Annotated in this window: 11 protein-coding genes; 9 read left to right on the top strand and 2 right to left on the bottom strand. The window is 63.5% G+C overall.

Features of this window, described 5'->3' with window-relative positions; translation table 11 throughout:
• Positions 1-143: 143 nt before the first annotated feature.
• A complete protein-coding gene (locus tag J5N58_RS11920; RefSeq protein WP_244710894.1) occupies positions 144-1,796 on the bottom strand; it encodes an acyl-CoA dehydrogenase family protein in 1,653 nt (550 codons plus the stop codon).
• 122 nt (positions 1,797-1,918) lie between these two features.
• Here J5N58_RS11920 and J5N58_RS11915 point away from each other — a divergent pair, with 122 nt between their 5' ends.
• Genes J5N58_RS11915 through dprA form a run of 4 tightly spaced genes read left to right on the top strand, consistent with a single transcriptional unit; the run spans position 1,919 to position 5,967 of the window.
• Positions 1,919-2,875, top strand: a complete 957-nt coding sequence (locus J5N58_RS11915; protein WP_112828896.1) for an aspartate carbamoyltransferase catalytic subunit — start codon at positions 1,919-1,921, stop codon at positions 2,873-2,875.
• Positions 2,872-4,164, top strand: coding sequence for a dihydroorotase (locus J5N58_RS11910; RefSeq protein WP_113425969.1), 1,293 nt, complete (start codon positions 2,872-2,874; stop codon positions 4,162-4,164). Before J5N58_RS11915 ends, J5N58_RS11910 begins: the two co-directional genes overlap by 4 nt.
• A 26-nt stretch (positions 4,165-4,190) precedes the next feature.
• Entirely contained in the window at positions 4,191-4,808 is a 618-nt protein-coding gene (plsY, locus tag J5N58_RS11905) for a glycerol-3-phosphate 1-O-acyltransferase PlsY (RefSeq protein WP_113425970.1), read from the top strand.
• A gap of 4 nt (positions 4,809-4,812) precedes the next feature.
• Positions 4,813-5,967, top strand: coding sequence for a DNA-processing protein DprA (gene dprA, locus J5N58_RS11900; RefSeq protein WP_112828899.1), 1,155 nt, complete (start codon positions 4,813-4,815; stop codon positions 5,965-5,967).
• On the opposite strand, the gene J5N58_RS11895 is transcribed toward dprA, so the two are convergent.
• A complete protein-coding gene (locus J5N58_RS11895) occupies positions 5,920-6,147 on the bottom strand; it encodes a hypothetical protein (RefSeq protein ID WP_112828900.1) in 228 nt (75 codons plus the stop codon). The genes dprA and J5N58_RS11895 overlap by 48 nt on opposite strands.
• A 268-nt stretch (positions 6,148-6,415) precedes the next feature.
• On the opposite strand from J5N58_RS11895, the gene topA reads away from it, so the two are divergent.
• From topA to J5N58_RS11870, 5 genes are all read left to right on the top strand, one after another.
• On the top strand, positions 6,416-9,079 hold the full coding sequence (topA, locus tag J5N58_RS11890) for a type I DNA topoisomerase (protein WP_113437997.1): 2,664 nt from the start codon (positions 6,416-6,418) through the stop codon (positions 9,077-9,079).
• Positions 9,080-9,186: 107 nt separating this feature from the next.
• Positions 9,187-11,445 (top strand): ribonuclease R, encoded by a 2,259-nt coding sequence (gene rnr / locus J5N58_RS11885; protein WP_244710965.1) that lies wholly within the window; start codon positions 9,187-9,189, stop codon positions 11,443-11,445.
• An 18-nt stretch (positions 11,446-11,463) separates the two neighbouring features.
• Positions 11,464-11,916: a DUF983 domain-containing protein gene (locus J5N58_RS11880; protein WP_112828902.1), complete on the top strand. Its 453-nt coding sequence runs from the start codon at positions 11,464-11,466 to the stop codon at positions 11,914-11,916.
• Positions 11,913-12,617: an NUDIX hydrolase gene (locus J5N58_RS11875; protein WP_244710892.1), complete on the top strand. Its 705-nt coding sequence runs from the start codon at positions 11,913-11,915 to the stop codon at positions 12,615-12,617. The genes J5N58_RS11880 and J5N58_RS11875 overlap by 4 nt, the downstream gene beginning before the upstream one ends.
• Positions 12,618-12,627: 10 nt before the next feature.
• Positions 12,628-13,812 (top strand): MFS transporter, encoded by a 1,185-nt coding sequence (locus tag J5N58_RS11870; protein WP_113466731.1) that lies wholly within the window; start codon positions 12,628-12,630, stop codon positions 13,810-13,812.
• Positions 13,813-13,839: the final 27 nt, after the last annotated feature.

Genomic DNA, 13,839 nt, shown 5'->3' with positions numbered 1-13,839 from the left:
TCGCCGGCACGGCAACAGGCGATTGCGATCGGATCATCGGGGGAAAAGGCGCCAAAGGGCCGGAGACGGCACATGCGCTCGGACACCGGAAAGACTATCCCCGGTCCACGACAGAGACAAGATGAGAAAGGCTCCGGAAGCCGTTAACTCGCGGCCGGATAGAGAAGATCGAGGACGTAGTGCGCGTCGAAACGGGCATCGAGCACGCCGTAGGTGTGACGCCATCCGCCCGCAAGCCGCGATTCGAGGAAGGCATCCGCGATCTTGCCGGCGCCCAGCCGGTAAAGTTCGGCCGCCGCGGCGACGAGGGCCATCTGCTCGATCAGCAGGCGCGCCGCGCCTTCGTCCCGCTCCGCAAGCGCGGTCGCCGCACGCAGGACTTCGACGGTCTTCTTGCCGGAAGGGCCGAGATCCCGTTCGAAACCCGCAAAGAGCGTGTCGATCAGATCCTTGCCGCGCTCGAGGACGCGCAGCACGTCGAGCGCCATGACATTGCCCGCGCCTTCCCAGAGCGCAGTCGCCGGTGCCTCGCGATAATGGCGGGCAATCGGCCTTTCCTCGATATAGCCGCTGCCGCCGATGCATTCCATCGCCTCGTAGATCAGCGCAGGCGCGATCTTGCAGATCCAGTATTTCACCACTGGCGTCATGACGCGGGCATAGGCTGCGTCCACCGGGTTCTCCCGGGCGCGGTCAAAGGTGTCGGCAAGCTTGAAGGCCAGCGTCGTGGCGGCGGCAACGTCGAGCGCCATGTCGGCGAGAACGCGGGTCATGATCGGCTGGTCGATCAGTTTCTTGCCGAAGGCCGAGCGGCCACGGACATGATGCACGGCTTCCGCCATGGAAGCCCGCATGATGGCGGCAGAAGCGAGCGCGCAGTCGAGCCGCGTCAGCGTCACCATGTCGAGGATGGTGCGGATGCCGTCACCCGGCGTGCCGAGCAGATAGCCGAAGGCATCGGAAAATTCGAGTTCGGCCGTTGCGTTCGAACGATTGCCGATCTTGTCCTTCAGTCGCTGGAACTCCAGGCCGTTGGCGGAACCATCCTCCAGCAGGCGCGGCACGAGAAAGCAGCCCATGCCGTCCTTCGTCTGCGCCAACATGACGAAACCGTCGCTCATCGGCGCGGACATGAACCACTTATGGCCCGAGAGGCGATAGATGCCCTCGCCGACCCGCTCTCCCGAGGTCGAAATCGCCCGGACATCGGTGCCGGCCTGTTTTTCCGTCATGCCGATACCGAGCGTCACGGCCGTCTTCTGCAACGGCGGCTTGTTGGACGAATCATACTTCCGCGACAGAATCTTCGGCGCCCATTCCTTCTGGATATGCGGCGCGGACACGAGGGCTGCAACCGATGCGCTGGTCGTGGTCAACGGTCCAAGATGGCCGCATTCGAGCTGGGCGGTCAGAAAGAAGCGGGTGGCGCGCGCCTTGTGCTCGCGCCCGCGGGCGTCCGCGACGTTCTCCCAGACCGAGGAATGCAGGCCGACGGACATGGAGCGCCGCATCAGCGCATGCCAGGCGGGGTGGAACTCGACCACGTCAAGCCGCTCGCCGCGCACGCCATGGGTGCGCAGCACCGGCGGGCTCTGGTTTGCCATGCGGGCGAGTTCCTGCGCCTCATGCGAGGTCACATATTTGCCGATGACGTCATATTCCTCGCGAAGGCTGCGCGGCAGACCAGCCGTCAGATCGACGAGCAGCGGATCGGAACGATAGGCATTCACACCGGACCAGGGCTTCGGCTGGTTCAGGGCAGCGAGTTTTTCTTCAGTCCGGTTCATTGGGGTCATGCCGATCTTCTAGCGGAAAAGCGCTCGTTTAACATGGGGAGGGCTTCACTATCCACATAGCATATGCTTGCCCCCTGGCCCGGCAATCTTTATAGACCGCGTGACATCTCAGGAGGACGTCCATGGTCTTCTTTCCCCACCGCCATCTTCTTGGCATCAAGGGCCTTACCGAACAGGATATTACCTATCTGCTCGACAAGGCCGACGAAGCCGTCAAAATCAGCCGCCAGCGCGAGAAAAAGACTTCCACGCTCCGCGGCCTTACCCAGATCAATCTCTTCTTCGAAGCCTCTACCCGGACGCAATCCTCGTTCGAGCTGGCAGGAAAACGCCTCGGCGCCGACGTGATGAACATGTCGGTCGGCAATTCCTCCGTCAAAAAGGGCGAGACCCTGATCGATACGGCGATGACGCTCAACGCCATGCGGCCGGACGTTCTGGTGGTCAGGCACTCCTCGGGCGGCGCTGCAGCGCTCCTTGCCCAGAAGGTCGCCTGCTCGGTGGTGAACGCCGGTGACGGACAGCACGAGCATCCGACGCAAGCGCTGCTCGACGCGCTGACCATCCGACGCGCCAAGGGCAAGCTCTCCCGCATCATCGTTGCTATCTGCGGCGACGTGCTGCATTCGCGGGTCGCGCGCTCCAACATCCTGCTGCTGAACGCCATGGGCGCCAGGGTTAGGGTCGTCGCTCCTGCGACCCTGCTTCCCACCGGGATCGCCGACATGGGCGTCGAGGTCTATCACGACATGAAAGAAGGCCTGAAGGACGCAGACGTCGTGATGATGCTGCGCCTGCAGCGCGAACGCATGTCCGGCGCCTTCGTGCCTTCGGTGCGCGAATACTTCCATTTCTACGGCCTAGATGCCGAGAAACTGAAGGCGGCGAAGGAAGATGCGCTGGTCATGCATCCCGGCCCCATGAACCGCGGGGTCGAGATCGCCTCGGAAGTGGCGGATGGCCCCCAGAGCGTGATCGAACAACAGGTCGAAATGGGCGTCGCCGTCCGCATGGCCGTCATGGAAGCGCTGCTCGTTTCCCAGAACCAGGGTCCGCGCACGGAAGGAATGGGCGCATGAGCAGGCCTCTCGTCTTGAAGAATGTCCGGATCGTCGATCCTTCGCGCGATCTCGACGAAATCGGCACGATCATTGTCGATGCAGACGGCCGCATCGCGGCAGCGAGCAGCGACGCGCAGAATCAGGGCATCCCCACCGGTGCGGACGTCCGTGACTGCGCCGGCCTCGCCGCGATTCCGGGTCTTGTCGACGCCCGCGTCTTCGTCGGAGAGCCGGGCTCGGAACACCGCGAAACCATCGCATCGGCCAGCCGCGCGGCCGCCGCCGGCGGCGTCACCTCCTTCATCATGATGCCCGAGACCGATCCGGTGATCGACGACATCGCGCTGGTGGAATTCGTCCGCAAGACCGCCCGCGACAAGGCCGTCGTCAACGTCTATCCGGCAGCGGCCCTGACCAAGGGGCTCACCAGCAACGAGATGACGGAGATGGGCCTTTTGCGGGAAGCCGGCGCCGTCGTCTTCACCAATGGCCGCCACGGACTGTACGATACGCAGGTGCTGCGCCGCGCCATGACCTATTCGCGGGAGTTCGGCGCCATCATCGCGCTCGAAACGCGGGAGAAATATCTCGCGGCGAACGGCGTGATGAACGAAGGACTTCTGGCGAGCTGGCTCGGGCTGTCGGGCGTGCCGAAGGAAACCGAGATCATTCCGCTGGAACGCGATCTCAGGATCGCCGGCCTGACCCGGGCGAATTACCATGCGGCGCAGATCTCCGTACCGGAATCGGTCGAGGCCATCGAGGCGGCCCGCAAGCGTGGCGCGAACGTCACCTGCGCAGTCTCCATCAATCATCTGACACTCAACGAAAACGACATCGGCGAATACCGCACCTTCTTCAAGCTCTATCCACCGCTTCGTTCCGAGGATGACCGGATGGGCATGGTTCAGGCACTGGCCGAAGGCAAGATCGACATTATCGTCTCGTCGCATGACCCGCAGGGTGTCGATACCAAGCGCCTGCCTTTCGGGGAAGCGGAAGATGGCGCCATCGGGCTCGAGACCATGCTGTCTGCGGCACTGCGCCTCCATCACAATGGCCAGGTTCCGCTGATGCGGTTGATCGACGCCATGTCGACCCGTCCCGCTCAGATTTTCGGGCTCGACGCGGGTACGCTGAAGCCCGGCGCCAATGCCGACATCGCCCTCGTCGATCTCGATGAGCCGTGGCTGGTGGCGAAGGACCTGCTCTTGTCGCGCTCCAAGAACACGCCGTTCGAGGACGCCCGTTTCTCGGGCCGGGCGGTTGCGACCTATGTCGCCGGCAAGTGCGTGCATTCGCTCTAACGATGTAAGCGAAGGGGGAGAAAATCGTGCCCGAAGTGAACTATCTCGCCATCGGCTGGCCGGCGCTGATCGCCGTGCTCAGCCTCGGCTATCTCTTAGGCTCCATTCCCTTTGGCCTTGTGCTGACGCGTATGGCCGGCCTCGGCGACCTGCGCTCGATCGGCTCGGGCAATATTGGCGCGACCAATGTGCTCAGAACCGGCAACAAGAAACTTGCCGCCGCGACGCTCCTGCTCGACGCACTGAAGGCGACGGCCGCCGCCGTGATCGCGCAGGCCGTGTTCGGCCAGAATGCCGGGCTGCTGGCAGGCTTCGCCGCCTTCATCGGCCATCTCTTCCCGGTCTGGCTCGGCTTCAAGGGCGGCAAGGGTGTCGCAACCTATATCGGCACCCTGCTCGGGGTCGCGCCGCTGATGGTCGTGGTCTTCGCCATCGTCTGGCTGTCGATCGCCTATCTCTCCCGCTACTCGTCACTATCCGCTCTGGTTGCAACCCTTGTCATTCCGGTTGTCCTGTGGATACTGGGCGCGCATGAAGCTTCTCTCGTCACCTCGGCCATGACCGTCATCACCTACTGGCGGCACAAACCGAATATCGAGCGGCTGATCGCCGGGACGGAAAGCAAGATCGGGCAGAAGGGATGACTGCATGCCGGCAGGCGGCGCAAGACGAAAAGGGATTGCGCTCACCGACCGGCAAAGGATCGCCTGGCTTCGGCTGATTCGCAGCGACAATGTCGGCCCGGCCACCTTCCGCGACCTCATCAATCATTTCGGTTCGGCGGAAACCGCCATCGAAGCTCTGCCGGAGCTCTCCCGGCGCGGCGGATCGACCCGCGCGATCCGGATCGCCTCCGAAAGCGAAGCCCTCAGGGAACTCGAGACGGCCGCGCGTTTCGGCGCCCGCTTTCTCGGCATCGGCGAACCCGACTATCCTCCCGCATTGCGGCAGATCGACGGGGCGCCTCCCCTGCTGGCCGTCAAGGGCGATCTTGCGACGGCGACGCTGCCGAGCGTCGGTATCGTCGGCTCACGCAATGCCTCGATCAGCGGTGCTAAATTTGCAGCCATGATGGCCCGCGAGATCGGGCGTACCGGATATTCCATCATATCCGGCCTGGCCCGCGGCATAGATACGGCCGCCCATCGCGCCAGTCTCGATACCGGAACGATTGCCGCCATGGCCGGCGGCCTCGACCAGCCCTACCCTCCCGAAAACCTCGATCTCTTCCGGGAAATCTGCGACGGACGAGGTCTTGCGATTTCGGAAATGCCCTTCGGCTGGGAGGCCCGGGCGCGGGACTTTCCCCGTCGCAACCGGCTGATTGCCGGTGTCTCGCTCGGCGTTGTCGTGATCGAGGCCGCCGCCCGGTCGGGCTCGTTGATTACGGCAAGGCTCGCCGGCGAGTTCGGCCGGCTGGTCTTTGCCGTCCCCGGCTCGCCGCTCGACCCGCGCTGCGAGGGCACCAACGGTTTGCTGAAGGATGGCGCCACGGTGACGACCCGCGCCGGGGATGTTCTGGAAGCGCTCGCTCCGATTTCGGCGATCGACCTCTTCTCCCAACCGGAAGCAAACGAACCGGACGGCGGAGAACATGAGCGACCGATGACGCCGCCGCCCAGCGAAACCGACCGGACACGGATCATAGATGCGCTCGGGCCGACACCGGTGGAGGTGGACGACATCATCCGCCACACGGGATTGCCCGCGCAGTCCGTCTATCTGGTGCTTCTCGAACTCGACATCGCCGGGCGCTTACACCGGCATGCCGGTGGCCTTGTTTCCATTTCCATGATGGATTGACAGGGAACGGCGGCCGGCCTGCACGTCGCCCGCCTCGACATAAGCCATTTCGATGAGATAGCAGAGCATTTCGGCGCCCTCGCTCTCAGCGACCGAGCGCAACTCACCGAGCATCTGCCTGATATAGGCTATGTTCTCCCGCGTGTCCGCGCGGCCCGCACCGTTTATTTTCGAAACCATTCCATAGCTCGCAATTTGTGTCCGGAGCCGACCGAACACCCCCTCAAAACATCTGCGGAAAACGATAGCCCATTTATCCTAAATTGCAATCACAAGTTAATCTCCAATAGGTTGTATTGCGTTGCATACTGCAGAAAATGTCCGTTACCCCTTGACCGCGACCGAATCCCTGTCCATTTCGGGGAACCGGTTTCGGGACGGGTTCCCGAAGCCAGGCTGCAAGAACGCCGCCGGATTGGAAGCACTGATCGAGGTGCAGAGAAAAACAATGAATGTCGTAGTCGTAGAATCTCCCGCCAAGGCCAAGACGATCAACAAGTATCTCGGCTCCGGATACAAGGTGCTGGCCTCGTTCGGCCACGTGCGCGACTTGCCGGCGAAGGACGGTTCCGTTCGACCCGAGGAAGATTTCGAAATGCTCTGGGAGGTCGACAGCGCCTCCCAGAAACGCATCAAGGACATTGCGGATGCCGTGAAGTCCTCAGACGGCCTCATTCTTGCAACCGACCCGGATCGCGAGGGAGAAGCGATCTCCTGGCATGTGCTCGACCTGCTGAAGAAGAAACGGGTTCTGGGCGACAAGCCGGTGAAGCGCGTCGTCTTCAACGCGATCACCAAAAAGGCCGTTCTCGACGCGATGGCGCATCCTCGTGACATCGACATTCCCTTGGTCGATGCCTATCTCGCCCGCCGCGCCCTCGACTACCTCGTCGGCTTCAACCTGTCCCCTGTTTTGTGGCGCAAACTGCCCGGCGCCCGATCCGCAGGCCGCGTGCAGTCGGTGGCGCTTCGCCTCGTCTGCGACCGCGAAAACGAGATTGAGCTCTTCGTCGCGGAAGAATACTGGAACATTTCGGCGCTCCTGAAGACGCCCCGCGGCGACGAGTTCGAAGCGAAGCTCGTTTCCGCCGACGGCAAGCGCATCCAGCGCAACTCCATTACCAACGGCACAGATGCCGGCCGGATCAAGGAGATGCTGGAGGGCGCGCGCTACGCCGTCGACAGCGTCGAGGCCAAGCCGGTCAAGCGCAATCCCGGCCCGCCCTTTACCACGTCCACCCTGCAGCAGGCAGCATCGTCGAAGCTCGGTTTCTCCGCTTCCCGCACCATGCAGGTCGCCCAGAAGCTCTATGAAGGCATCGACATCGGCGGGGAGACGGTGGGTCTCATCACCTACATGCGTACGGACGGCGTGCAGATGGCGCCCGAAGCCATCGATGCCGCCCGCGCCGCCGTCGCCGAACAGTTTGGCGCGCGTTACGTACCGGACAAGCCTCGCTTCTATTCCACCAAGGCGAAGAACGCACAGGAAGCCCACGAAGCCATCCGTCCGACCGATTTCAACCGGTCGCCCGATCAGGTGCGCCGCTTCCTCGACGCCGACCAGCTGAAGCTCTACGATCTCATCTGGAAGCGCGGCATCGCCAGCCAGATGGCATCGGCGGAGATCGAGCGGACCACGGTCGAGATCCTTGCAACCCGCGACGGCGAGAAGGCCGGCCTTCGCGCCGTCGGCTCTGTCATCCGTTTCGACGGCTTCATCGCGGCCTATGTGGACCAGCGGGAAGACGGCGAAGGCGGAGACGACGACGAGGACGGCCGCCTGCCCGAGATCAACGCCCGCGAGGCGCTGGCCAAGCAGAAGGTCAACGCCAGCCAGCACTTCACCGAACCGCCGCCGCGCTATTCGGAAGCCTCGCTCATCAAGAAGATGGAAGAGCTCGGCATCGGCCGCCCCTCGACCTATGCGGCGACGCTCGCCACATTGCGCGACCGTGACTATGTGACGATCGACAAGCGCAAGCTCATTCCGCAGGCCAAGGGCCGGCTGGTGACGGCTTTCCTCGAGAGCTTCTTCACCAAGTATGTGGAATACGATTTCACCGCCGATCTCGAGGAAAAACTCGACAAGATCTCCGCCGGCGAACTCGACTGGAAACAGGTGCTGCGCGACTTCTGGCAGGATTTCTTCGCCCAGATCGAGGACACCAAGGAACTGCGCGTCACCAATGTGCTCGATGCGCTGAACGAGGCCCTGGCGCCGCTCGTCTTCCCGAAGCGCGAGGACGGTTCCGATCCGCGCATATGCCAGGTCTGCGGCACCGGCCAGTTGTCGCTGAAGCTCGGCAAGTACGGCGCCTTCGTCGGCTGCTCGAACTATCCGGAGTGCAACTATACCCGTCAGCTTTCCTCCGAAAACGGCGGGGAGGCCGAGGCTTCGGGCGCAAACGAACCGAAGGCGCTCGGCAAGGACCCCGTCACGGACGAAGAGATCACGCTTCGGAGCGGCCGTTTCGGACCTTATGTCCAGCGTGGCGACGGGAAGGATGCGAAGCGCTCGTCGCTGCCCAAGGGCTGGACGCCGGCGACCGTCGATTTCGAGAAGGCGCTGGCGCTCTTGTCCCTGCCCCGCGACGTCGGAGCGCATCCGGAAACCGGCAAGATGATATCGGCCGGTCTCGGCCGCTACGGACCCTTCGTGCTGCATGACGGCACCTACGCCAATCTGGAAAGCATCGAGGACGTTCTGTCGATCGGCCTCAACCGCGCCGTCACGGTTCTCGCCGAAAAGCAGAGCAAGGGGGCCGGCGCCCGCGGGCGGGGCACACCTGCCGCGCTCAAAGAAATCGGCGAACATCCGGATGGCGGTGCAATTACTGTTCGCGATGGCCGCTATGGTCCCTATATTAACTGGGGCAAGGTCAACGCCACGCTGCCGAAGGGCAAGGACCCACAGTCCGTGACGATGGAAGAGGCGCTTGCGCTGATCGCCGAGCGGGCCGCCAAGGACGGCGGCAAGCCGGCCAAGGCCAAGAAGGCTCCCGCCAAGGCAGCGAAGGCCAAGGCTGCGGATGCCGACGAGGCCGCGCCCAAGAAGAAATCCGCCGCCAAGCCCAAGGCGAAGGCGGCACCGAAGACGAAGAAGAGCTGAAATTGAAAAGACCACCGCGCGATCCCGACACTGACACCGCTCCCCGCAACCGGCGGGAGCGGCGCGCGGAGAAGGCAGCCGGCGTTGCCAAGAACGGCAAGCAACCCATCATCCATGGGGCCGTGCCGCCGCGTGAAGTGTTGCTGGAATTCATCGCCGACAATCCCGACCGCGCTTCCAAGCGCGAGATCGCCAAGGCGTTCGGCCTGAAGGGAGAGGCGCGCGTCGAGCTCAAGGACCTGCTGCGCGCGATGGAAGACGACGGCCTTCTGCAGAAAAGCCGCAAGTCGCTAGCCCGTCCCGGAGCGCTGCCGCCCGTCACCGTTCTCGACATCACCACGCGCGACAAGGACGGCGAGCTGATCGGTCGCCCGGCTGAATGGAACGAAGAACTGGGCGTCGCGCCGGCCGTCGCCATTCGCCAGTCGAGTTCGGACCGCGCCAAGGGCAAGGCGCCGGTCGGCGGCCTCGGAGATCGGGTGCTCGCCAAGATATTCCCGTCAAAGGATCGGGCAGGCCCCGCCTATACGGCCCGGATCATCAAGGTCCTCGACAAGCACCGCAACGCCCTGCTCGGCGTCTATCGCGAGATGCCGGGCACGAACGGCGGACGGCTTATGCCGATCGACCGGCGCGGCGAGGAACTGCAGATCGACGGGGCCGATCTCGGCGACGCCAAGGATGGAGACCTCGTCGAAGTGGAAGTCCTGCGTTCCGGCCGTTTCGGCCTGACCCGCGCCCGCGTGCTCTCGGTGATCGGTTCGGTCGCCACTGAAAAGGCGATTTCGATGATCGCCATACATGCGCACGGCATTCCATATATCTTCCCGCAATCGGTCATTGCCGAAGCCGAGGCTGCCAACCCCGCGACCATGTCGCATCGCGAGGACTGGCGCGACCTGCCGCTGATTACCATCGACCCGGCGGACGCCAAGGACCACGACGACGCGGTCTATGCGGAGCCTGACCCCTCGCCCGACAATCCGGACGGCGTGATCGTCACGGTCGCGATCGCCGACGTTTCCTGGTACGTACGGCCGAAATCGGCGCTCGACCGGGAGGCGCTGAAGCGCGGCAACTCGGTCTACTTCCCTGATCGGGTCGTACCGATGCTGCCGGAGCGAATTTCCAACGATCTCTGCTCGCTGCGCGAAGGCGTCGACCGGCCGGCGCTTGCCGTCCGCATGGTGTTCTCGAAGGAAGGACGCAAAGCGGGACATGCCTTCCACCGGATCATGATGAAGAGCGCCGCCAAGCTGTCCTACCAGCAGGCGCAGGCTGCCATCGACGGCAAGCCCGACGACAAGACGGGACCGCTGCTGGAGCCGATCCTCAAGCCGCTGTGGCACGCCTACGCGATCCTGAAGCGCGGACGCGATCGCCGCCAGCCGCTGGAACTCGACATGCCGGAACGCAAGATCATCCTTAAGGAAGACGGCACCGTCGACCGGGTGCATGTGCCGGACAGGCTCGATGCCCACAAGCTGATCGAGGAGATGATGATCCAGGCGAACGTCGCCGCCGCCGAGACGCTGGAGAAAAAACGCCAGCCGCTGGTCTACCGCGTCCACGACGCGCCGGCGCTCTCCAAGCAGGAGGCGCTGCGCGAGTTTCTCGGCACGATCGGCTTGTCGCTCGCCAAGGGCAACCTGCGCTCCAACTCGTTCAACGGCATCCTTGCAAGAGCGCTCGACACGCCGCACCAGACGATGGTCAACGAGATGGTGCTGCGCTCACAGAGCCAGGCGATCTACAGCCCGGAAAACATCGGCCATTTCGGCCTGAACCTGATGAAATACGCCCATTTCACCTCGCCGATCCGTCGCTACGCCGACCTGATCGTGCATCGGGCGCTGGTAGGGTCGCTCGGCCTCGGCGAAGGCGGCATCACGCCCGAAGAAGAGGCGGCTCTCGACGATATCGCGGCGGAGATTTCGACCTTCGAACGGCGTGCGATGGCGGCCGAGCGGGACACCATCAACCGCCTGATCGCCCATCATCTCGCCGGACGGATCGGCGACGAGTTCGCAGGCCAGGTCTCGGGCGTCACCAAGGCCGGTCTTTTCATCGCCCTGCCGCAGTTCGGTGCGGACGGTTTCATTCCCGTCTCGACGCTCGGGCGTGACTACTACATCTACGACGAAGCGCATCAGGCACTTTCCGGCGAGAGGACGGGCCTCGGCTACCGCCTCGGAGATGCCGTCGAGGTAAGGCTGGTGGAGGCCATTCCTCTGGCCGGCGCCCTGCGCTTTGAAATGCTGAGCGAAGGCCGGCCCATGCCCGTTGCGGTCCGCTCCTTCCATAAATCGACGCGGCGCGCCGCCGCGAGGAAGCCCGGTACACGGCCCAACCGGCCACGGAGGTAATAAATGGAGGGAGAGAGGATGACGGCAGGAAACACGCAGGAGGCGATGCGCTTCGGCGAAGAGGCACGGCCCGAACGCCCACTCTGGCAGTCGATTAAACGCGGCCTTCTCAATACATGCCCGGCCTGCGGCAGCGGCAAGTTGTTCCGCGCCTATCTGAAACCGGTCGATACCTGCGCGGCCTGCGGCGAGGAGATATTCCACCATCGAGCCGACGACCTGCCGCCCTATCTCGTCATCATCGTGCTCGGCCACGTTCTGCTCGGCGGTTTCATGATGACCGATCTCGTCTTTCCGGCATCCGACTGGGTGCACCTGGCGATCTGGGTGCCTATCGCCATCATCACGTCGCTTCTGACGATCCAGCCGATCAAAGGCGGAGTCATCGGCCTGCAATGGGCGCTGCGAATGCATGGGTTCGGAGACGATGCCGGCGAGCCGGGAGAATTTGGCCAGAAGACCGGTTCATGACATCGCATCCCTTCGAGGCCCAGGACAAGGCTTCGGCCTCCAATGCGAGGCTGCGGCCGAGGGATGCCGCCTCGCTGATCCTCATTGACCGGGCCGGCAGCCGCCCCCGGGTTCTCGTCGGCAGGCGCGGCAGCAAACATGCCTTCATGCCGGACCTCTACGTCTTTCCCGGCGGCCGGCGCGACCGACAGGATCGCAACCTGCCCTTCCTGCGCGACCTGCAGCCTTCAGTCCTGACAAGGCTTGCGGGAGGGGCCTCCGATCCCCGGCTTGCCGGTCGATGCCGCGCGCTGGCGCTGGCGGCGTTGCGGGAACTCGACGAAGAGACCGGGCTCGTCATCGGGCGCATCGATGAAGGCGGCAACAGGCATGGCCGTTTCAACGCCGACCTCGGCACCCTTCGTTATGTGGCACGCGCCATCACGCCGCCCGGCAATATCCGGCGGTTCGATACCCGCTTTTTCCTGACGTTCTGCGACGAAGCCGAGGTGGACCCTGGCGCAATCCGCGATTCCGCCGAGTTGCATGACCTGCAATGGCTTGACATGCACGATGTTTCCGGTCTGAACATGCCAGCCATCACCAGGACGATCCTGGAAGATGTCAAACTGCAGATGAAAGACGATCCGTCTTTACCTTTTGGAAGCGACGGACCGTTCTACTTCTCCCGGCATGGGCGATTCTTCCGCGATACGATTTAAGGGCCACCTCATGACAAAGCCGTCCAACGGCGACAACTGCCATCGCGAAGAGATCCACTGGCCCTCTCTTATCGCCGCTGTCGCTTCTATTTCGTCGGTCGGCATTGCCATCGGTCTGGGACTGCCCCTTCTGTCCATCATTCTCGAGAAGCGCGGGATACCCTCCACCCTGATCGGGCTCAATTCCGCCATGGCGGGTGTAGCGGCCATGGCCGCCGCACCGGTGACGATGAAGCTTGCCCATAGCTACGGCGTTGCCCGAACCATGCTCTGGGCGGTTCTCATCTCGGCGCTGAGCGGCCTCGGCTTCTATTACGCCGAACAGTTCTGGATGTGGTTCCCGCTGCGCATCGCCTTTCACGGTGCAACCACCACTCTCTTCATTCTCTCCGAATTCTGGATCAACGCCGCAGCGCCGCCCCGACGACGGGGACTTGTGCTCGGGATCTACGCGACAGTCCTGTCCGTCGGCTTCGCCACAGGTCCGCTTCTCTTCTCGCTGATCGGCAGCGAGGGCGTTCTGCCCTTCCTCGTCGGCGCGATCGCCATCCTCGTCGCAGCGATTCCGATCTTCATCGCAAGGCGGGAGAGCCCGGCGCTCGACACAAAGCCGGAGCGGCATTTCTTCCGCTACATCTTCCTGGTACCGACTGCGACGGCGGCTGTCTTCGTCTTCGGTGCGGTGGAAGCGGGCGGCCTTTCGCTATTTCCCATCTACGCGACCCGCTCCGGTTTCAGCGAGTCGCAGGCGGCTCTGCTGCTGACCGTGATGGGCATCGGCAACATGGTCTTCCAGATTCCGCTCGGCATGCTGTCCGACCACATGAAGGACCGCCGCGTGCTGCTCGGCTGCATGGCCGCAGTCGGTCTTGCCGGTTCGCTGGCGCTTCCCTGGCTGTCCCAGAGCTGGCTGCTGATGGCCGTCGTCCTGTTCTTCTGGGGCGGCAGCGTCTCGGGTCTCTACACGGTCGGCCTCAGCCACCTGGGTTCGCGACTCACCGGCTCCGACCTCGCGGCCGCCAATGCAGCCTTCGTCTTCTGCTATGCGGTTGGAACGGTTGCGGGGCCTCAAGCCATCGGCGTTGCCATCGATATTTCGGGCAGTCACGGATTCGCCTGGTCGATTGCGGGCTTCTTCGCTCTCTATGTGCTTGTTTCTCTGGGCAGATTGTTTTTTAAACCCAAACGGACTTGACTTTTCGAGCGCGATTTGTAGTTTCGC

The sequence above is a fragment of the Paenirhizobium cremeum genome (genome assembly GCF_022884085.1).
Taxonomy (GTDB): Bacteria; Pseudomonadota; Alphaproteobacteria; order Rhizobiales; family Rhizobiaceae; genus Allorhizobium; species Allorhizobium cremeum.
The sequence above is the reverse complement of the archived record's forward strand: the minus strand, read 5'-3'. Positions and strand labels throughout refer to the sequence as shown.